At 66.8% G+C, this 19,125-nt stretch carries 20 protein-coding genes; 4 read left to right on the top strand and 16 right to left on the bottom strand.

Going from position 1 to position 19,125, the window contains the following annotated elements:
* Positions 1-4: 4 nt before the first annotated feature.
* Complete coding sequence (serB, locus tag JOY29_RS00825; RefSeq protein ID WP_300974307.1) at positions 5-877, bottom strand: phosphoserine phosphatase SerB; 873 nt, start codon at positions 875-877, stop codon at positions 5-7.
* On the opposite strand from serB, the gene miaA reads away from it, so the two are divergent.
* Together miaA and ilvC are read left to right on the top strand one after the other, a co-directional pair.
* Positions 870-1,838 (top strand): tRNA (adenosine(37)-N6)-dimethylallyltransferase MiaA, encoded by a 969-nt coding sequence (gene miaA, locus JOY29_RS00820; RefSeq protein ID WP_300974306.1) that lies wholly within the window; start codon positions 870-872, stop codon positions 1,836-1,838. The two genes, serB and miaA, sit on opposite strands and share 8 nt — an antisense overlap.
* The gene (gene ilvC, locus JOY29_RS00815) at positions 1,802-2,770 is read left to right on the top strand and encodes a ketol-acid reductoisomerase (RefSeq protein ID WP_300974305.1); all 969 of its coding nucleotides are present in this window, start codon (positions 1,802-1,804) and stop codon (positions 2,768-2,770) included. The genes miaA and ilvC overlap by 37 nt, the downstream gene beginning before the upstream one ends.
* Here ilvC and JOY29_RS00810 read toward each other — a convergent pair.
* From JOY29_RS00810 to JOY29_RS00780, 7 genes are all read right to left on the bottom strand, one after another.
* A complete protein-coding gene (locus JOY29_RS00810) occupies positions 2,767-2,937 on the bottom strand; it encodes a hypothetical protein (protein ID WP_300974304.1) in 171 nt (56 codons plus the stop codon). The genes ilvC and JOY29_RS00810 overlap by 4 nt on opposite strands.
* Before the next feature lie 113 nt (positions 2,938-3,050).
* Positions 3,051-3,614, bottom strand: coding sequence for an outer membrane protein (locus JOY29_RS00805; protein WP_300974303.1), 564 nt, complete (start codon positions 3,612-3,614; stop codon positions 3,051-3,053).
* Between the two features lie 236 nt (positions 3,615-3,850).
* Positions 3,851-4,633 (bottom strand): phosphoribosylaminoimidazolesuccinocarboxamide synthase, encoded by a 783-nt coding sequence (purC, locus tag JOY29_RS00800; RefSeq protein WP_300974302.1) that lies wholly within the window; start codon positions 4,631-4,633, stop codon positions 3,851-3,853.
* Between the two features lie 81 nt (positions 4,634-4,714).
* A complete protein-coding gene (locus JOY29_RS00795; protein ID WP_300974301.1) occupies positions 4,715-5,497 on the bottom strand; it encodes a thioesterase family protein in 783 nt (260 codons plus the stop codon).
* Between the two features lie 7 nt (positions 5,498-5,504).
* On the bottom strand, positions 5,505-6,185 hold the full coding sequence (locus tag JOY29_RS00790; protein ID WP_300974300.1) for a nitroreductase: 681 nt from the start codon (positions 6,183-6,185) through the stop codon (positions 5,505-5,507).
* A 6-nt stretch (positions 6,186-6,191) separates the two neighbouring features.
* On the bottom strand, positions 6,192-8,426 hold the full coding sequence (parC, locus tag JOY29_RS00785; RefSeq protein WP_300974299.1) for a DNA topoisomerase IV subunit A: 2,235 nt from the start codon (positions 8,424-8,426) through the stop codon (positions 6,192-6,194).
* Between the two features lie 20 nt (positions 8,427-8,446).
* Entirely contained in the window at positions 8,447-9,964 is a 1,518-nt protein-coding gene (locus JOY29_RS00780) for an asparagine synthase C-terminal domain-containing protein (protein ID WP_300974298.1), read from the bottom strand.
* 51 nt (positions 9,965-10,015) lie between these two features.
* On the opposite strand from JOY29_RS00780, the gene JOY29_RS00775 reads away from it, so the two are divergent.
* Complete coding sequence (locus JOY29_RS00775; RefSeq protein ID WP_300974297.1) at positions 10,016-10,195, top strand: hypothetical protein; 180 nt, start codon at positions 10,016-10,018, stop codon at positions 10,193-10,195.
* A 378-nt stretch (positions 10,196-10,573) separates the two neighbouring features.
* Here the strand turns inward: JOY29_RS00775 and thiD are convergent, their stop codons facing one another.
* Genes thiD through JOY29_RS00735 form a run of 8 tightly spaced genes read right to left on the bottom strand, consistent with a single transcriptional unit; the run spans position 10,574 to position 18,399 of the window.
* A complete protein-coding gene (gene thiD / locus JOY29_RS00770; protein WP_300974296.1) occupies positions 10,574-11,755 on the bottom strand; it encodes a bifunctional hydroxymethylpyrimidine kinase/phosphomethylpyrimidine kinase in 1,182 nt (393 codons plus the stop codon).
* A 26-nt stretch (positions 11,756-11,781) separates the two neighbouring features.
* Positions 11,782-11,979, bottom strand: coding sequence for a DUF1272 domain-containing protein (locus JOY29_RS00765; protein ID WP_300974295.1), 198 nt, complete (start codon positions 11,977-11,979; stop codon positions 11,782-11,784).
* Positions 11,979-13,319: a phosphoglucosamine mutase gene (gene glmM / locus JOY29_RS00760; RefSeq protein WP_300974294.1), complete on the bottom strand. Its 1,341-nt coding sequence runs from the start codon at positions 13,317-13,319 to the stop codon at positions 11,979-11,981. Before glmM ends, JOY29_RS00765 begins: the two co-directional genes overlap by 1 nt.
* A gap of 20 nt (positions 13,320-13,339) precedes the next feature.
* Positions 13,340-13,639: an NnrU family protein gene (locus JOY29_RS00755; RefSeq protein WP_300974293.1), complete on the bottom strand. Its 300-nt coding sequence runs from the start codon at positions 13,637-13,639 to the stop codon at positions 13,340-13,342.
* Positions 13,640-13,650: 11 nt separating this feature from the next.
* Positions 13,651-14,004: an NnrU family protein gene (locus JOY29_RS00750; RefSeq protein WP_300974292.1), complete on the bottom strand. Its 354-nt coding sequence runs from the start codon at positions 14,002-14,004 to the stop codon at positions 13,651-13,653.
* On the bottom strand, positions 14,001-15,407 hold the full coding sequence (locus JOY29_RS00745; protein WP_300974291.1) for an amidohydrolase family protein: 1,407 nt from the start codon (positions 15,405-15,407) through the stop codon (positions 14,001-14,003). The genes JOY29_RS00750 and JOY29_RS00745 overlap by 4 nt, the downstream gene beginning before the upstream one ends.
* The gene (locus tag JOY29_RS00740) at positions 15,404-16,795 is read right to left on the bottom strand and encodes an amidohydrolase (protein ID WP_300974290.1); all 1,392 of its coding nucleotides are present in this window, start codon (positions 16,793-16,795) and stop codon (positions 15,404-15,406) included. Before JOY29_RS00740 ends, JOY29_RS00745 begins: the two co-directional genes overlap by 4 nt.
* Before the next feature lie 5 nt (positions 16,796-16,800).
* The gene (locus tag JOY29_RS00735) at positions 16,801-18,399 is read right to left on the bottom strand and encodes a peptide MFS transporter (protein ID WP_300974289.1); all 1,599 of its coding nucleotides are present in this window, start codon (positions 18,397-18,399) and stop codon (positions 16,801-16,803) included.
* Positions 18,400-18,534: 135 nt separating this feature from the next.
* Between JOY29_RS00735 and JOY29_RS00730 the strand changes: the two genes are divergently transcribed.
* Entirely contained in the window at positions 18,535-19,122 is a 588-nt protein-coding gene (locus JOY29_RS00730; RefSeq protein WP_300975563.1) for a nitroreductase, read from the top strand.
* The last annotated feature ends 3 nt before the right edge of the window (positions 19,123-19,125 follow it).

The following is a 19,125-nucleotide window of genomic DNA, read 5'->3' as shown; positions in this document are numbered from 1 at the left end:
CGATTCAATCCTCGAGCCACTCCGCCTTCGGAATACCCTGCGCCCACAACAGGGCTGTGAGGTCATTGTTGCGAAGGCGCGCGTCGGCCACGGCGTCGAGCTTTGGCTTGCCGCGATAGGCAACGCCGAGGCCCGCTTCCTCGATCATCGGCGCGTCGTTGGCCCCATCTCCGACCGCCAGCACGGCCGCCTTCGGGAGCTTCAGCTCTTCGCGTAGCTCGATCAGCGCGCGTGCCTTGGCGGCCGCATCGACGATCTCGCCGGCCACCCGTCCCGTCAGATGACCGAAGATGCTCTCGAGGTAATTGGCGCGGACCTCAACGAAACCTAATTCAGACGCCAGCGGATCGGCGAAGTCGTGGAAGCCGCCGGTGACGAGCAAGGTCTTGGCGCCACGGGCGCGCATGGTGCGGACCAGCGTCCTGGCGCCGGCATTGGGAGTCACCCGCTCGGTCCGGCAGCGCTCGATGCAGCCGACGCCCAACCCGTTGAGCGCCGCGACGCGGTGATGCAGCGCTTCGGCAAAGTCGAGCTCACCCTGCATGGCGCGCTCCGTAACAGCGGCAATCTCCGCCTTCTTGCCGGCGAAGTCGGCCAATTCGTCGATACATTCCTGGCCGACCATGGTCGAATCCATGTCGGCAACGAACAGGCGCTTCTCGCGCTCTTCGGCGGGCTGGACGATGACGTCGACGCCGGGCAGTCCTGCCTCAAGGCGGTCGCGAAGGTCCCGCCAGTCGTCCACCGGACCAAGGAGAAGGTCGGCTGCATCGCCGGCATCAATCCACCGTAGCTCGCCGCCGCCCGCGATCTCACTTGCGCGGGCAAGATCGTCGTCTCTCAGCCGTCCTGCTGCTATCAGTGTGGCAATGAACAAGGGCGCTCCTCCTCTGTGCGTCATCGCAGGACCGACCGCGAGCGGCAAGTCGGCGCTTGCCGTTGCGCTGGCACAACGCACGAACGGCGTGATCGTCAACGCCGACAGTGCGCAGGTCTATGCCGATCTTCGCATCCTCACCGCTCGTCCGAGCGACGCGGAGATGGTGGGGATCGAGCATCGCCTCTTCGGGCACCGCGACGGGGCGAGCGCCTGCAGCGCGGCGGACTGGGCAGCGGACGCCAGGGCGGTCATCGCCGAGGTTCACGGCCGAGGACAGCTTCCGATCCTGGTCGGCGGCACGGGCCTCTATCTGCGGACCCTGCTCGACGGGATCGCCGACGTGCCGACGGTGTGCAACGATGTCCGCGCGCAAGTTCGCGCGGCGAGTGTCGGCGACAATCATCGGCGGCTCGGCATGCTCGATCCTGAAGCCGCGGCCCGGCTCCACCCGAACGACACTCAGCGCGTCGCCCGTGCGCTCGAGGTCGTGCTGTCGACCGGCGTTCCGCTGAGACGGTGGCAGGACGCACCCGCTGGCGGCATCAGGAACGACGTCGCACTGATCGGAGCGCTCCTGCTCGGCGACGACGCCCTCGCCGGCGAGCGGATCGACCGGCGCTTCCTCGCCATGATCGAGGACGGCGCATTGCGGGAGGTCGCAGCGCTGATCGCCCGCAAGCTCGACCCGGCCCTTCCCGTCATGCGCGCGATCGGGGTGCCGGAGCTTGCCGGCTTCCTCGAGGGGCAATCATCACGTGATCAGGCGATCGCGGCCGGGCAGCTCGCCACCCGCCAATATGCCAAGCGCCAGCGCACCTGGTTCCGCAACCAGCGCCTCGGTGATCTCCAGCCGGTGAGCCTTGCGGGCGGGGATCTCGCCTCCGCCTTGCCGCCGCTCCTCGACGCCGCCAAGGAAGCGGGATGCTCCACGACCTCGATCTCGATCCCGGCCCTCTGACGGGTCGGGCTGTCGCCGTCATCGGCTTCGGCAACCAGGGTTGTGCCCAGGCGCTCAACCTCAGGGATAGCGGCATCGCGGTTCGCGTGGGACTACGGCCTGGAAGCGCCAGCATGGCTCTGGCAGAGGCCGAGGGCCTAGTCGTGCGGCCTCCAGAGGAGGCGGTCAGCGGGGCGGACCTCATCCTCTTCCTCGCCCCGGACGAGCAACTTCCGAGCATCTACCGAGGAGTCGAGGCAGCGATCCGCCCGGGCGCCGCAATCGGCTTCGCGCATGGCCTCTGCATCCACTACGGCCTGATCGCCCCGCGCGACGATCTCGACGTCATCATGGTCGCACCCAAGGGTCCGGGAGCGGCGCTGCGCCGGCTCTATACCGAGAGCAAGGGGATGGTGGGCCTCGCGGCAGTGTGGCGGGACTCGACCGGCAACGCCTGGCCGATGGCATTGGCGCTGGCGCGGGCGCTCGGATGCGGCAGGCCGGACGCGGGAGTCCTCCGCTCGACCTTCGAACAGGAGACCCTGTCCGACCTGTTCAACGAGGCGGCGGTCGTTTGGGGTTCGGTCCCGGCCATTCTCGAAATGGGCTTCGAGACGTTGGTCGAGGCGGGAATTGACACCGGCCTCGCCTATCTCGAGTGCGTCTCGGAGCTGAAGCTGCTCGCCGACCTCGTCGAGCAGAAGGGCATCGCCGGCATGCGCGAGGCCATCAGCAACACCGCCGAACTCGGCGCGATGCAGGGATCGAGGCAGATGGTCGATGAGGGTGTGCGCAGCCGGATGCGCGCCATTCTCGCCGATCTTCGGACCGACCGCTTCGCCAATGCGCTGAGGACAGAAGCCGCAGCGGGCTATCCGGCCCTTGATGAGGAACGGCGGCGGGCAAGGGCCTCGGCCATCGAGCAGGCGCGCCTGCGGCTGCTTGGCGGCTAGCCGACCATGTCGCGGTCGATCCAGCGCTCGCCGACGCTTGCCCGTTCGACATAGACGCGCTGGAGTTGGCGGTGGACCCTCGCCGCGACGGGGTCGCGCGCCTTCTCGGCCCGTTCCTGCTCCTCGGCTGCACGCCGCGCGAAATAGATGCGGCTTTCTTCTTCCATGGCCGCCCTCCCAAGCTTCGAAGTGACCACATTAGCACAGAAGGCCTGAACAGGGAAAAGGGGCGCCCGGACCAGCCGGACGCCCCTTCCCCTGGACCCGAAGGCCGGTCCGCTTAGAAGCGGGTACCGATGGTCGCCGCGAGCTGGTGACGCTCGAGACCGCCCTCGTAGTTGCTGTAGCGATACTCGCCGCCGACATAGGCCTTGCCGCGGACAGCGAACTGGGCACCGCCGCCGAGACGATAGCCGTCGACATTGTCGGTGGCCGAGATGGTGCCGTCACTCGCCGAGAAGCGGGCATTGGTGTAGCCACCCTTGACGTAGACGTTGCTGCCATCGGCGCCGAGCGGGAAGCTGACGCGGCCACCGGCGTAAAGGTCGCGCTTGGCCTTCAGCGTGCCGCCGATGTTGCTTTCCTTGGCGGTCGAGTCGCTGGCCTCGAGATCGGCGCCGAGCGAAACGCCATTGCCGAGCGCAAAGTCGTAGCCGACGCCGACACCGTAGAGGACGCCCTCGTCCTTGAACTTGTCGTCGATGCCGACGTCCGACAGGTCGACGCGAACGGCGTCATACCCGACGAGACCCTCGACACGCGGGCCCTGCGGTGCCTGCGCGAGCGCCGGGGTGGCAGCCAAAGCGGCCGTGGCGACGGCGGTCAGCGCGAGAAGCTTGTTCACTGATATTCTCCTGGTTTCGTTGGAACGGCAACGTCACGTTGCTGTTCGCAGCGGCACTTGGTTGTGCCACTCGACGATGCCAAGGGAGCAGGCGAACAAACGCCTCCATTCTTCGACAAACGGAGTGAGTTGAGCCTAGAAGAGCATCAACCCTGTCAGTTCGTTCATCTAGCGCTGTTCTAATATGAATGCGCGTTCAGGCATGTGGCAATTACAAGGCCGCACTCAACTTCCGTTCAGCGCCCGCGTTTCTTGCGATGACTGTCGAAATCAAGGACGGCATTCTCGCCCTCCTGGCCTTCGAGCAGACCGAGGCGGCGCGCGACCTCCTGATAGGCTTCGGCCTCGCCGCCGAGGTTCTGACGGAAGCGGTCCTTGTCGAGCTTCTCGCCCGACCGCATATCCCACAGACGGCAGCCGTCGGGGCTGATCTCGTCGGCGAGGATGATGCGGCTGTAATCATTCTCCCAGACCCGGCCGAACTCGAGCTTGAAGTCGACCAGGCGTATCCCGATGGCCGCGAACAGGCCGGCCATGAAGTCGTTCACGCGGATCGCCATGTCGGCGATGTCGTTCATCTCGTCCTGCGTGGCCCACCCGAAGCAAGCGATGTGCTCGTCGGCGACCATCGGATCGCCGAGCGCATCGTCCTTGAGGTAATATTCGATGATGGTGCGGGGAAGCTGAGTCCCTTCCTCGATTCCGAGGCGCTTCGAGAGCGACCCGGCGGCGACGTTCCGCACCACCACCTCGATCGGCACGATTTCGCACTGCCGGATCAGCTGCTCGCGCATGTTGACGCGGCGGATGAAGTGAGTCGGGACGCCGATCGTCGCGAGCGAGGTGAAGATATGCTCGGAGATGCGGTTGTTGATGACGCCCTTGCCACTGATCGTGCCGCGCTTCTGCGCGTTGAAGGCCGTCGCGTCGTCCTTGAAGTACTGGATCAGGGTGCCTGGCTCCGGACCCTCGTAGAGAATCTTGGCCTTGCCTTCGTAGATCTGGCGGCGGCGAGCCATGGGCTGGGTGCCTTTAAAAAGAGGAGAACAGGATCGGCATCGCCATAGAAGCCCCCTGCCCGCGAAGCAACGAAACTGCCGTTACACGAAGATGGCGACGGTCTGCCTGCCGGCAAGCAGGCGGCGACCGCGCTCGTCCCACACGTCCATCGACTGGCGGGAATAGCCGTCGGCGGTGCTCTCGGCGGCGGCCCGGCACAGGTACCAGGCGCCTGCATTGCTCGGCAGGGCGTCAAGGTCGAAGCTCCAGCTAAGGGTGCTGATGAGTCCGAATTCGGGGAAGACCGGCATGGACGCCGGCGGCAGGACGTCGGCGAGAGCGATGAGCGATACGAGCGCATCCGCTCCCTCATGCGCCGCGAGCCGTGCCCACATGACGAATTCCGGCTCCCCGCCGGCGAATGGCAGCCCGCCGGAGACGTGCCGGATGTCGTAATTGGCGGCGAAAGTCGGCCCCTGCCCTGACCCGAGCACTTTCGGCAGATCGCCCGGCGCCGGTGCTTGCGGCGGGGCAATCCGCTCGTGCGCCACCTTGCTCTCGCGAGGGCTGCCGCAGAAGAAGGTCAGACGCGCGGCAAGGCCCGCATCGCCGCGGACGTCCACGCCCACCGTGGTCGCCGACTTGCCCCTCCGCAGCACCTCGGGTTTGAGGGTGAGGCGACCAGACGCCGGACCGACGAACGCCGCCTGCACCGACCGAAGCGGCGGCAGGTCAGGCAGGATCCGATCGGCGGCCGCCCAGGCCAGGGCAGCAGTCATGCCACCGTAGAGGGTTCTCCCCTGGCTCCAGCTTGGCGGGGCGTCGAGCCCGAAAGGTTCGCCTTCCAGTGAGGCAATGACCTGTGCGAGTGTGGGCATGTCCATGCCGCGCCTAGTCGCCGAAGCCGCGAAACTCCGCAATCTCTTCCAGCGCCGCCCGCTCGCGCACCATCGACGCGCTGGCATGGCCTGGATCCGGCCAGCCCAGCGCCATGCCGCAATAGAGGAGCTCGTGCTCTTCAAGGCCGAGCTGACCGTGCAAAGTCTCGCGAACGCGCGCCCACGCCTCCTGCAAGCAGGTTCCCAGGCCCTCCGCTTCGGCTGCGAGCGCAACCGACTGCATGAACATGCCGAGCTGTGCCCATTGGCCGTGCCCCATGCGGCGGTCGATGATGAAGAAGAGCCCGATCGGCGCGCCGAAGAAGCGGAAGTTCTCGGCCACCCAGCGATAGCGCGCCGCCTTGTCCTCCCGCGAAACGCCAAGCGCAGCATAGAGCGCCTCGGCATTGGCGAAACGGCGGGTTCGATAGGGCTCCCACAGATCGGGCGGGTAGATGAAGTGCTCGCCTTCTTCGCTTGCCCCGGAGAAGAGCGCCTCGCCGGCGATTCGGACGACCTCGTCACGCTCGCTGCCCGTGACCGCGATCACGCGCCAGGGCTGCAGATTGCCTCCGGACGGCGCCCAGCGGGCCGCATCCAGTATCGCTTCGATCACCTGCCGTGACACGGGGTCGGGCAGGAAGGCGCGGCAGGAGCGGCGCCGGCAGAGGGCAGTCAGTATGTCCCCTGCCAAGCGGCCCTACTCGCCCTGGAACTTGTTGCTGCGGGGAAAGCCAAGCGGCGCCATCCGACCGCTCGCGCCGCGGATCGCCCGCCAGGGCGTGAGGTCGGATTCGCTGCGCGTACGCCCGCTGTCGCCGCCCATGCTCCAGCTGAGCCCGTCGGTCATGGTGAGCACCGTCACGTCGGCGAGCCCGCCGTCGCGGTAGCGCTGCAACTGGATACCGGAGCCGCGACCCATTTCGGGCAGTTCGGCCAGGTTAAAGACCAGGAGCTTGCGATTGTCACCGATGACCGCCACCGCGTCCGCGCCTTCCGGAATCAGCCGAAGCACCTGCAACTTGGCGTCGGGACGAAGGTTCATCAGCTGCTTGCCCTTGCGGGTCTCGGCCAGCACCGCTTCGCCGCTGGTCACGAAGCCGCGCCCATCGCTGCTGGCCGCAAGCAGACGGGAGGCGGGCTTCACCACCAGCATGGCAGCGATTTCCACCTCTGCGGGCAGGTCGAGCGACAGCCGTACCGGCTCGCCGAAGCCGCGGCCGCCCGGCAGCTTGTCACCGGTGAGCGTGTAGACTCGGCCATTTTCGCCGGCGATGAGGATCCTGTCGGTCGTCTGCGCATGGATCGGCCGTCCCCACAGCTCATCGCCCTCGCGGAACTTGAGGGTGGCGAACTCCTCGGCTGCGAGATGTCCCTTCATCGCCCGTATCCAGCCGCGAGCGGAAAGGATGACCGTGATCGGCTCCTTCTCGATCATCGCCGACCAGTCGATCTCCGCCCGCGCGGCCAGCGGCTTCTCCTCGATGGTGGTTCGCCGCGCATCGGCGAACTTCGCCTTGACGCCCTCGAGGTCCTTCTTGAGCCGATTGCGCTGCTTGCGCGGGCTTTCGACCAGCGCCAGCAGCTCCTCACGCTCCTTCGCCAGCGAGCTGCGCTCCTTGGCGATCTCCATCTCCTCCAGCTTGCGCAAGGAGCGCAGGCGCATGTTGAGGATCGCCTCCGCCTGCCGGTCGGTAAGGCCGAACTCGGCCATCATCACGGCCTTGGGCTCGTCCTCGGTGCGGATGATCTCGATGACGCGGTCGAGGTTCAGATAGGCGATGAGGAAGCCGTCGAGCAGCTCCAGCCGGTCCTCGATCTTGGCAATCCGCGTGCGCGAGCGGTTGAGCAGCACTTCGATCTGGAACGACAGCCAGGCCGTCAGGCAGCTCTTCAGCCCCATCACCCCAGGCGTGCGATGCTGGTCGAGCACATTGAGGTTCAGAGGGAAGCGGATTTCCAGATCGGTCAGCCGGTATAGGCTCTCCAGCAGCAGCGCCGGATCGACCGTCCGGCTGCGCGGCTCGAGCACGATACGCAAATCCTCGGCGCTCTCGTCGCGAACGTCGGCGAGGATCGGCAGCTTCTTGTTGCCGATCAGCTCGGCGATCTGCTCGATCAGCTTGGCCTTCTGCACGCCGTAAGGAATCTCGGTAACAACCAGATCCCAGCCGCCGCCCTTTTCCTTCTCCTGCGTCGCCCGCGCTCGGAGGCGGAAGCTGCCGCGGCCGCTTTCATAGGCCGCGAGGATGGTTTCGCGCGCATCGACGACGAGGCCGCCGGTCGGGAAATCCGGACCGGCGACGAAGTCCATCAGGTCGCGCGTTTCTGCACCCGGATTGTCGATCAGGTGCATCGCTGCATCAATCAGCTCGCCGACATTGTGCGGCGGAATGCTGGTCGCCATTCCGACCGCAATGCCGCTCGCGCCATTGGCGAGCAGGTTGGGGAACAGGCCGGGAAAGACCTCGGGCTCTTCTTCCTCACCGTTGTAGGTCGGCTTGAAGTCGACCGTGCCCTCGTCGAGCCCGGCCATTAGCTGGGTTGCGATCGCCGTCAGCCGGGCTTCGGTGTAGCGGTAGGCGGCGGCATTATCGCCGTCGATGTTGCCGAAATTGCCCTGTCCATCGACGAGCGGATAGCGAAGGGCGAAGCTCTGCGCGAGGCGGACCATTGCGTCGTAGACCGACTGGTCGCCATGCGGGTGGTATTTGCCGATGACGTCGCCGACGACGCGAGCCGACTTCTTGTAGGCGCCGGTCGGATCGAGCCGCAACAGCCGCATCGCCCACAGCAGGCGACGGTGCACCGGTTTCAGCCCGTCGCGCACGTCCGGAAGCGAACGGGCGGTGATCGTCGACAGGGCATAGACGAGGTAGCGCTCGGACAGAGCGGCGTCGAACGGGACCTCGATCTCGGTTTCGGAAGGCTGCATGCACAAGGATTAGCGGGCAACTAGCCGTCGGGGAAGTTCACGGCGACCCAATCGGCGACCGCGAGGGCGCCAAGCAACTGGTTGCGATGAAGGTCGATGACCGATCCTGTCCTCAAGGCATCAACGTCGGTCGGTCTCTGCGGAACGGCACGAAGAATGAAGTTCCGGTCGAAAAGCTGCTGGTTGAGCGGATGGTCGAACAGGGTCCGGAAGCGGGACTCCACATCGGCAACGGGGAATTGGGCATCCCAGTCCGCACCCTGATATCCCCTGATGGTCGAGCGCGCCACGCGACGCGGCAATGAGCGACCAAAGGCTTCGGTGAACAGCGGCTTTGGATCGTCCGGCCGGGGCAGCAGATATTCCGGCGGCATGGAAAGGATGAGCTGGATGACGCGCGGATCGCGGGTCGGATCGCGCTCGTCGAACCCGACCAGGGCGGCCGACAGGTTGGCGGCGCTGTCCATCTCCGCCAGCATGGCTTGGCGCCATCCGAATGCCGTCAGCGACGACTGGTCCGGCCAGCCGTCCGCATAGTCGCGCTCCGCTTGGGCGCGGAGGTCCGGATGGATGACGGGGGCTTCCATGCTGACATGACGGTCGCGGCCACTGGCACGGAGGATCGCCTCCACCGCTCGCCGCGGAAGATGGGGACGGAGCAGCACATGCGCGGCGTTCAGCCAGGCGGTCCCCTGCCTGCCGGCCGAGCTCGGCAACCAGCGTAGTGCCGCCGCAATTCCTTGTTCGGCGGCGATATCAGTGAGGAATTCGCGTGATCCGGTGCTGATCGTCAGATTTCCCATGCCTCCCGACAGCATCACCTCGACACCGGAACCGCGCGCCTGCTCGAGGCAGGCCCAGTACCAGGGCCAGTTGCCGAGATTGCCGACCGGTTGCAGCGATGTGCGATGAATCTTAGGCAGGATTTCCAGGAAGCTTCCGGGCTCCGGCCGGCAGATGTGGTGCACGACATCGGGGAAACGTGCGACCGTCTCGGCCGCCGCCTCGCCCTCGTCGGCAACACAGCCCGGCATCGCCCGTGCCGACACGCCAAGGGCCGGCGCGCCGGTGAAGGCGTGCAGCGCCCGTCCCCGTTCGGCAAGATGCGCCGATGCCATCGCAAGCACCGCACTCGAGTCTCGTCCGCCACTGAGAAGGAGGCCAACTTGGTCACGCTCGCCAATGGTGTCCGCGACCGCGCGACCGATAGTCGCATGGAGTTCTTCACCCGCTTCCCGGAGGGACCGGAATGACTGCGGGATGCGCCGGGGCCGCCAGCGCGCGACCTCTTTCGGCTGGACCCCGGGCGCAACGGCCAGGACCTGACCCGGACGGACGCGACGAACGCTCTGGTACATGCTGCGCGAGCCGATCGTCGGCACCTGGGCTGCCCAGGCAGCGGCAGCCTCGAAATCGAGTTCCTTAGGTACCAATGCGTTCGCGAAGATGCATTCCGGCCTGCTGGCGGCGACCGTCAGCCCCGGAGGCGCCGCGACGAACAGGCTGTGCTCGCATCCGTTGCTGCGCCATGCGTGCAAGGAGCGCGATCGCCGGTCGAAGATTAGCGCTGAAACCGAACCGCAAATTCCGTGCAGCGCTTCAAGACCGCTGCGCTGCACGAGGTGCAGCAAAAGCCTGGCCGCGTCCGCCCCGCGGACAGGAGCCTGGCCAGGCCATCCAAGCTCTGCGCCATTGGTGATGGCGCCTTTCACCGCCGCGGAAAGATCGCCGAGGCTCGCGATGCCGCAATCGCCGCCACCGCCGGCTAGTTCGGCTCCTTCCCAGGGAGCAGATGCTGCGATGTCCACCGGCCTGGCTCCCGCCCCAGCAAGAGCGGTGACGCAGTGGCCCGGCCGCCGCGTCGCCGCTGCGACCCAGATGGCGGCAATATCAGACAAGTGCCCCCATTGGGGGTCCGAGCCGCCCTCAGCTCCGCTGATTGTTCGGACCGTCCGAGCGGAAGTTGCTGGGACCATTCTCCGCCGCGCCGGCGACCATGCGCTTCAGTTCGGGTTTCTTCCAAGTCTTCTTCATCGCGCACGCCTTCTGAGCCAAGGCTGCTGCTCCAGCAGCCATCATGGAGAAGATCGCTACCAGTTCGGTTTTATTAAATGCAAGGTAAATGCGCGCGATTGCACCGGATTGTATCAGGGCTGGCCGATTCGCCACGGTGGGAAGCGGCGCGCTTCCCCCGCCTGGTAGAGGAAGACGATGTTCCCGGCTGGGTCGCGGAGCCGTGCTTCGTGCCACATCCACGGCTGCTTGCGCGGACCATGTTCAAAGACGATGCCGCCGCGGGCAAGCGTCTCGACGCGATCGTCCAGGTCGTCGCACTCGAAATAAACGGCGCTGGTGGCCGCAATCTCCTCCTCGGGGTCGATCTGGACAGAGAAGGTGGCGCCGCCCCAGGTCTCGAAGCGGGCATAGCCATTGTCCGGGCTGTCGACGATCTGCTGGAGCCCGAGCTTGCGATAGAAGGCCACCTGCGCCGCATAATCCCGGCCCGTGACAGTGACCTGATTGAGGCGCGGACTGCCGCCGGTATCGAGCCGGACCCGGCCATGACCCATCGGTCCGTTCCCGCCACCGATGCCTGGTGCTTCCAGCAGAGCCATGCGGACGAACACCCGCGCCTGCGCGACCGATTCGGCAAGCGAGCGGCCTTCGGCCAGGCCCACCGCAATGGCGCTGGCGAGGGTGCAACCGGTGCCGTGGCTGTGCGGCGTATCGATCCGCGTGCCCTGCCAGCTGGTCATATTGTCTTCTTCGATCAGCGCATCGGCGACGGCTTCGCCCTCATCATGGCCGCCCTTCACCAGCACCGCGCAACGATGGCCGGAGACGAGGCCCAGCGCGCCTTCGATCGGGTCTTCCTTGCCGGTCAGCCGATGGAGTTCGGGAAGATTGGGCGTGACGATGGTGGCGAGGTCCATCAGCGCGCCGAACGCCGCGACGGTCGCCTCGTCAGCCAGCGTCGCGCCGCTGGTCGCGACCATGACGGGATCGAACACCAGTGGCACCCGCTGCTCGAGCGCGGCCAGCCGCTCTGCCACTACCCGTGCGGTGAAGGCCGAGCCGATCATCCCGATCTTGATCGCATCGACGCCAAAGTCGGCGATCACCGAATCGATTTGCGCGAGCACCGTTTCGGCCGGGACCGGATGGACGGCATCGACTCCGAGACTGTTCTGCGCGGTGACGGCGGTGATTGCGGTCATGGCATGGCCACCGAGCATGGTGACGGTCTTGATGTCGGCCTGGATTCCAGCACCGCCCCCGCTGTCGGAGCCGGCGATGATCAGGATCCGGGGAATGGTCTTGCGCGTCATCGTCCCCTGCCCTGCCGCAGCCGACCTTAAGATTTTGCTTTGGCTGCGGCTTTCGAACGCGTCGGACGGTCGAGCAGTTCACCACGGCAATTGGGACAACGCTCGTCCAGCTGTTCGGCGCATGGGCTGCAGAAGGTGCATTCGAAGCTGCAGATGAAGGCGCCGGGCAGATGCGCCGGGAGCGCTTCACCGCAGCGCTCGCAGTGTTCTTTCATTGCCAGCATCAGGCGGCCGCCTGCTCGACCGCAGCGCAGATGCGCGCGACTACCGCATCCACTTCGGCGGCATCGTCCCCTTCGGCCATGACCCGGATGAGCGGCTCGGTTCCGCTCTTGCGGATGACCAGCCGCCCGCGGCCGTCCAGCTGCCGCTCGGCATCGGCGATCGAGGCCCGGACCGCCGGCTCGTCAAGCGGCGCGCCACCCTGGAAACGGACGTTGCGCAGAAGCTGGGGCACCGGTTCGAACTGGTTGAGGAGCATGCTGGCGGCCTTTTCCTGGGCGACCAGCGCAGCAAGGATCTGCAGGCCCGCCACCAGCCCGTCGCCGGTGGTCGCATGATCGGCAAGAATGATGTGTCCCGACTGCTCGCCGCCGACATTGCAGCCGGTCTCCCGCATGCCTTCCAAGACATAGCGGTCGCCGACTTTGGTGCGGTGAAGCTTGAGACCTGCTTCGGAAAGCCGCCGCTCGAGCCCGAGGTTGCTCATGACCGTTGCGACCACGCCGTCGCCGCGGAGCAGGCCTTGGCGCTGCTGGTCGAGCGCGATCAAGGCCATCAACTGGTCGCCGTCGATCACTTTGCCGGTCTCGTCCACGACGATCAGCCGATCGGCGTCACCATCAAGGGCGAGGCCGATGTCCGCGCCGCTGGCGACCACTGTCTCCTGGAGTAGCTCCGGATGCGTCGAACCGCATTCGTCATTGATGTTGGTGCCGTTCGGCTGAACCCCGAGAGAGATGACCTCGGCGCCAAGCTCCCACAAGGCGTCGGGAGCGACATGGTAGGCAGCGCCATTGGCGCAATCGACGACGATCTTGAGCCCGTCCAGACGGAGGCGCTCCGGAAAGGTCGACTTGGCGAAGTGGACGTAGCGGCCCCGAGCGTCGTCGATGCGCTTGGCGCGGCCGATCCGTCCCGCCTCGACCAGCTCGACCTCCCTTTCCAGCAAGGCCTCGATCGCCAGCTCATCCTCGTCGCTGAGCTTGTAGCCGTCGGGGCCGAACAGCTTGATGCCATTGTCCGCGAAGGGATTGTGGCTTGCCGAGATCATCACCCCTAGGTCTGCGCGCATCGAGCGGGTGAGCATGGCGACGGCGGGCGTCGGCATCGGTCCGAGCAGCACGACGTCCATGCCGACGCTGGTGAAGCCAGCGACCAGCGCGCTTTCGACCATGTAGCCGGACAGGCGCGTGTCCTTGCCGATGACCACGCGGTGGCGGTGCGATCCGCGAAGGAAATGCGCGCCCGCGGCCTGGCCGACCTTGAGCGCGATCGCTGCCGTCATCGGCTCGGTGTTGGTGAGGCCGCGGATACCGTCGGTGCCGAAGAATTTGCGAGGCATTTGCCGCCCTTAGCGCGCGGTCAGGACAGAGCCCAGACCCCGACAGGAATTGGATGAAGCCAGGTCGCGCCGAACCACAGCAAAGTGCCGCCGACCGACGCGAAAGTGCCGGGCGCATGGATGCCGCGGCCGAAGGGGACGAAGCTGGTGCGCGAGACCCATTGCTCCCATGCCGGGCCGAGATGGCGGCGCTTCTTGACGTCCTGACCGGCCGATCCGGCCAGCGCCATGACCAGCACCACGGCGGCGAGGACCAAAGCGGACGGCTCCGGCTGCACCATCATGTGGCTGACCGCCCACAAGGCGAAGCTCCACATCATCGGGTGCCGCGTCAGGCGAAAAACCCCTCGGGCTGACCGATCCTGACTTCGCTGCCGGGGCCGAAGGTGACCATCGCCGGATTGCGCCGGAACGAGCCGACGAGAAGGACGGAGGCGAACCAGGTCAGCAAGGCGGCCGCGATCCACATCGGCGGCGACGGCTGCCACAGCCACGCCTCGGTGCCGGCCCCCTTGCGCGCCCAAATCATGCCTCCGAACAATGCCAGGGCGATGACCGAATAGAGCGCCTGGAAGCCGGCCCCGCCGAGCCGCTTCGACAGCGGCTGGCGAAGCGGATGGGACATGAGCAGGTGAGTCGCGATGAAGGCCGCGCCGAAGCCGGCCACCACGCCCACCGCGCTCACCGCCGGTAGGCCTCCGGAAGCGCGCCGCGCTCGAGCGTGCGATAGCGGTCGCGGAGCTTGGTCTGGCGGGTGTCGAGCGGCTGCTGGACGCCGTCGATGAACACCGCTTCCGCCGCGCTCATGTTGTCGAGCGGATCGCTGTTCCAAATGACAAGGTCGCCGCGACGGCCGGGTGCGAGGCTACCGACCTCGTCACCGATGCCGAGCGCTTCGGCGGGTGCCGAGGTAATCGCCCGTAACGCTTCGCCCCAGCTGAGGCCGGACGCGCCGGGCAATTTGGTCAGGGCGACCAGATTTCCAGCATACCAGCGAGCACGAAAGGCCATGCGGGTGTCGTCGTCGTTGATGGTGCCGATCGCCACGCGGACGCCGGCGGCACGCATGCGGCCGATGTTGCTCTGGGTCGCGGCGAGGGTCTCGAACTGGCTCGGCAGGTCACTCAATGCCGAGGCGATGACCGGGATGTTCGCGGCCGCCAGTTCGCGGGCCACGGTCCAGCCCTCGTCCGCGCCGACGATGACCAGCCGGAGCGATGGGAATTCGCGCTTGAGGGCGATCACCTGGCGAAGGTCGGACGCCCGCTCGACATGGACGAGCAGAATCTGGCGCCCGCGGATGACCGGCACCAGCGCCACCGCGTCATAGCGGGTGAGCAGCACGTCCTGGTTGCGCCGCGCCTCGTAGGAGCGGGACTCGTTGGGGTTGGCGACGACCGGGTCGTTGCGGGGATCGTCGACCGTCCGGCCGCTCTGGTCACGGCCCGAGGGCGCAGCGCCGCCGGAGATCTGCTGCGCTTCGCGAAGGGCGTTGCGGAGGAGCGCGTGAGCGGCCGCCCGGCTTCCGCCCGCCTGGTCGGAGCCCTGCTCGCCAAGCTCGACGAACTGGAACAGCCGCGCGCGGGTGACCGCCTCCTCGTCGGCGCCGGTGTCGATCAGGGCGCCCTGCCCGGCGAAGATCGACTTGCCGACTGACGGCGCGACGATGGCGCGGGTGACGCCCTCGGCGCGGTTGATGGCGACCGGCGCGGCCTTGGGGTTGATTGCCCGGCTCATGTCGAGCGCGGCGCTGAACGGGCCATCGGCGCTGACGTCATTGGCCTGCGCGACCGCATCGACATCGGTGAGGCCGAGGCGGGAAAAGCCGGCGATGATGCCGGGCGTTACCCACTTGCCGGTAGCGTCGATGGTGCGGGCGCCGGCAGGAATGGCAATGTTGGCGCCCGCGGCGACCACCCGGCCGTCGCGGATCACCACGGTGCCGCCCGGGATGGGCGCGGAGCCATCGCCGAGTGCCACGGTGCCGCCGGTAACGGCGATGGTCTGGGCAGTGGCCGGCGCGGCGAGGAGCGCAAGACCGGCGAGAAACGCCGCCCGGCTCGGACGGACCTTGGTCGAGCGCGTCACTTCACATCTCCTTCGCCCGGCTGGCCGAGCTCGAAGTCGCTGACCGGCCGGAGCCGCGGATTGTTGGCGTCGTACATGAGGGCGCCGTCGACCCACACGCGCTCGGGGCGGGTGTAGGTGCTGAAGGGGTTGCCGTTCCACAGCACGACATCGGCGTTCTTGCCGGCCTTGAGGCTGCCAGTCTGGTCGAACACGCCGATCGCCTTGGCCGGGTTCATGCTGAGCCAGCGCCAGGCATATTCCTCGGTGATGGCGAGCCCGGCGCGGCGGCCGGCGGCCATCGCCTTGGCGGCTTCCTGATTGAGGCGCTGAATACCGTTCGCGTCGTCGGAATGGACGATGGCGCAGGCGCCGGCGCGGTCGACGAACGGGATGTTCTCGCGGATTCCGTCATAGGCTTCCATCTTGAAGCCGTACCAGTCGGCCCACATCGCCGAGCAGATGCCCTCGCGGGCGAGCAGGTCGGCGATCTTGTAGCTCTCCACCGCGTGGTGGAAGGTGCCGATCCGGTAGCCGGCCTCCTTCGAGAGGTCGATCATGATCGCCATCTCGTCGGCGCGGTAGCAATGGTTGTGGACAAGGATCTTGCCGTCGAGCACGCCCCGCAGCGTGTCCATGGCGAGGTCCTGGTCGGGCGCCTCGCCGCCTTCGGCTTCATAATTGTCCCACTTGGCCTTGTAGGCCTTGGCCTGGATCCAGGTCTGGCGGGTGACGGCGATATTGCCCATGCGGGTGGCAGGGCCGCCCTTGTCCCCATAGACGCGCTTGGGATTCTCGCCGCAGGCCATCTTGAGGCCGTAGGGCGCGCCGGGGAACTTCATGCCCTGGACGGTGCGGGCGGGCACGTTCTTGAGCGTGACCGAACGGCCGCCGAACAGGTTTGCCGAACCCGGCAGAATCTGCAGCGCGGTCACGCCGCCATTGGCAAGCGCGCGGGAGAAACCGGGGTCCTGCGGCCAGACGCTATGTTCGGCCCAGACCTCGGGACGCGACGGGCCGGTCGCCTCATTGCCGTCGTCGTGCGCCTGGACACCCGGCGAGGGATAGTCGCCAAGATGGCTGTGGACGTCGATGATGCCGGGGGTGACATATTTCCCGGTGCCATCGATCGTCGCGGTGCCCGCCGGCGCCGAGACGGTCGGCCCGAGGGCCCGGACCTTGCCGTCGGCAAGATAGACCTGGCCATTGTCGATCCGCCCGCCCTCGCCGTCGAGGATGGTGACGCCGGTGATCAGCACCGGCGCGCCGGGATAGCGCTGGTAAGTGGAGGGGAAGGGATCGGAGGCGATCGCGACCCTTTCGCCCGAGTCCTTTTCCGCCGAGCCGGTGGTCGCGCAGCCGGCGAGTGCCAGTGCCGCGACCGATGCTCCGATCAATGCCCCCCGCATGTGCTTCAGCCCTTCCGCGTGTTGGGGGCCGTTTCGCCCTGCGGGAACATGCCCGCGTCCTGTCCGCGGTCGCCGCCCATCTCCGCGCGGCCGGCAAGGTCCTCGTCGTCGCGCAGCGTGTCGAGGTGCATGAGCTTCTTGATCAGCGGCGAGATGACCAGCACGGCCACGCCGACGCCGATCGCGATCCAGCCGATCTGGCTGTAGACGGCAAGCACCGTCTCCTTGCCCGCGCCTTCGCCCGAGGCCGCTTCCGACCCCGTTGCCGCGGCGATCAGGCCGGCGACGAAATTGCCGGTGGCCGAGGCGAAGAACCAGGTGCCCATGATGAGGCTCGCCATGTGCGCCGGGGCCAGGCGGTTCATCGCCGACAGGCCAACCGGCGACAGGCAGAGCTCGCCCGTGGTGTGGAGGAGGTAGATGAGGAAGATGAACAGCACCGGGGTGAGATCACCCGTTGCCGCGCCCCACACCAGCACCAGGAAGCCGAGGCCGAGCTGCATCAGCGCAAGGCCGAACTTGGCCGGGGCCGAAGGCTCCAGCCCGCGGCGACCGAGCCAGGTCCAAAGCGCGGCGAAGAACGGCGCCAAGAGCACGATGTAGATGGCATTGATCGACTGAAACATCGACGCCGGAACGCCGGCGCGATCGACGTATCGGTCGGTGTACAGGTTCAGCGACGACCCTGCCTGCTCGAACAGGGCCCAGAACAGGATCGAGCCGATGATCAGGAACATGGCGGCGAAGATACGATCGCGCGCTTCGCGGTCGAGCTTGGCGACCGCCGAGTAGAGTACGTACGACACCAGGATCAGGCCGGCGACACCAAGGAAGGTGCCCACGATCGCCTGATTCTGCACCATCCACCAGCAGATGCCAACGGCGAGGATTCCGACGAGGTACAGCAGCCACTCGAACTTGATGCCCATGACCCGGCGGTTCAGCCGTTCCGCGTCGGGAGCTTCACCGCGGCCGATCAACAGGCCCTTGAAGGCGACGAACACGATGAGGCCGAGCAGCATGCCGATGCCGGCAAGGCCGAAGCCGTAAGCCCAGCCGTAAGTCTGGCCGACGTAGCCGCAGAGCAGCGAGCCGAGCGCGGCGCCGAGATTAATTCCCATGTAGAAGATGGTGTAGGCACCGTCGCGGCGAACGTCTGTACGCGGGTAGAGCTGTCCGACGATGACCGAGATGTTGGCCTTGAGGAAGCCCGAGCCGACGATGATGAAGGCCAGCGCCAGCCAGAAGATGTTGAGGCTGGCGGCATCCTGTCCGCCATCGCCTTCGAACCCCATCAGGAAGTGGCCGAAGGTCAGCAGCACGGCCCCGTATGTGACCGCCTTTCGCTGCCCCAGATAGCGGTCGGCCAGATAACCGCCGAGCACCGGCGTGATGTACACCAGGGCGGTATAGGCGCCGTAGATCAGGCCGGCCTGAGAGTCCGAAAAGAGCCAGTGCTGCGTCAGGTAGAAGATCAGCAGCGCGCGCATGCCATAGTAGGAAAAGCGCTCCCACATTTCGGCGAAGAACAGCACGAAGAGACCCTTGGGATGGCCAAGGAAGGTTCCCCGGCTGTCCCCATGATCGAGTGTGGTGGTGGCCATGTCTCGAAGCACCTTTGACGCAAATAGATGGTTACGGGCCCTTGGGCCCTGGCGTGGCGCGGCACCTTAGACACGAAAATGGCGCTGCCAAGCGCATTGTGACGAACGCATGGCGTGCCTATGTCGCCGGCGCCCATGTTCAACGACCTCTCCTCCCCGCTTCGCTACCTTGCGACCCGCCGCTCGGGACGGGCACGCGAGATGGTCGGGCCAGGTCCGACGGACGAGCAACTGGACGCCATCCTGCAGCTTGCCGCGCGAACGCCGGATCATGGCAAGCTCTTCCCGTGGCGATTCGTGATCGTCGCCGCGGACCAGCGGGAGGAGTTCGCCGCCTTGCTCGACCGCGCGCTCGATGCGCAGGAGCCGCCGCCCGGCGCGGCGCACCGGCAGAAGGCTGCCGATTTCGCGCGGTCCGGCGAGGCACTGGTGGTGATGCTCTCGGCACCGATCGCCGGCCACAAGATTCCGGTGTGGGAGCAGGAATTGTCGGTTGGCGCGGCGGCGATGAACCTGCTCCACGCCGTCCATGCGCATGGCTTCGTCGGCAGCTGGCTGACCGGCTGGGCCGCCTACGATCCACTGGTGCGCGAAGCGTTCGCTGTCGGTCCCGACGAGCGGATCGCCGGCTTTTTCTTCGTCGGCTCGCCGGGACGGGAACTGGAAGAACGGCCTCGTCCCGCGCCGGCGCAGGTCATCCGCCGCTGGGCTGCGCCGCTCTAACGT

The organism is Sphingomonas sp. LHG3406-1 (genome assembly GCF_029637485.1).
GTDB lineage: Bacteria > Pseudomonadota > Alphaproteobacteria > Sphingomonadales > Sphingomonadaceae > Sphingomicrobium.
Note: the sequence above shows the minus strand (reverse complement) of the source record. Positions and strands in the feature narration are given on the sequence as shown.

What these genes read in the sequence shown, in the direction of transcription:
- miaA (WP_300974306.1), top strand. Translation starts at nt 870, where the DNA reads ATGAACAAGGGCGCTCCTCCTCTGTGCGTCATCGCAGGACCGACCGCG.
- ilvC (WP_300974305.1), top strand. Translation starts at nt 1,802, where the DNA reads ATGCTCCACGACCTCGATCTCGATCCCGGCCCTCTGACGGGTCGGGCT.
- JOY29_RS00810 (WP_300974304.1), bottom strand. Translation starts at nt 2,937, where the DNA reads ATGGAAGAAGAAAGCCGCATCTATTTCGCGCGGCGTGCAGCCGAGGAG.
- purC (WP_300974302.1), bottom strand. Translation starts at nt 4,633, where the DNA reads ATGGCTCGCCGCCGCCAGATCTACGAAGGCAAGGCCAAGATTCTCTAC.
- JOY29_RS00795 (WP_300974301.1), bottom strand. Translation starts at nt 5,497, where the DNA reads ATGGACATGCCCACACTCGCACAGGTCATTGCCTCACTGGAAGGCGAA.
- parC (WP_300974299.1), bottom strand. Translation starts at nt 8,426, where the DNA reads ATGCAGCCTTCCGAAACCGAGATCGAGGTCCCGTTCGACGCCGCTCTG.
- thiD (WP_300974296.1), bottom strand. Translation starts at nt 11,755, where the DNA reads ATGACGCGCAAGACCATTCCCCGGATCCTGATCATCGCCGGCTCCGAC.
- JOY29_RS00765 (WP_300974295.1), bottom strand. Translation starts at nt 11,979, where the DNA reads ATGCTGGCAATGAAAGAACACTGCGAGCGCTGCGGTGAAGCGCTCCCG.
- glmM (WP_300974294.1), bottom strand. Translation starts at nt 13,319, where the DNA reads ATGCCTCGCAAATTCTTCGGCACCGACGGTATCCGCGGCCTCACCAAC.
- JOY29_RS00755 (WP_300974293.1), bottom strand. Translation starts at nt 13,639, where the DNA reads ATGATGTGGAGCTTCGCCTTGTGGGCGGTCAGCCACATGATGGTGCAG.
- JOY29_RS00740 (WP_300974290.1), bottom strand. Translation starts at nt 16,795, where the DNA reads ATGCGGGGGGCATTGATCGGAGCATCGGTCGCGGCACTGGCACTCGCC.
- JOY29_RS00735 (WP_300974289.1), bottom strand. Translation starts at nt 18,399, where the DNA reads ATGGCCACCACCACACTCGATCATGGGGACAGCCGGGGAACCTTCCTT.
- JOY29_RS00730 (WP_300975563.1), top strand. Translation starts at nt 18,535, where the DNA reads ATGTTCAACGACCTCTCCTCCCCGCTTCGCTACCTTGCGACCCGCCGC.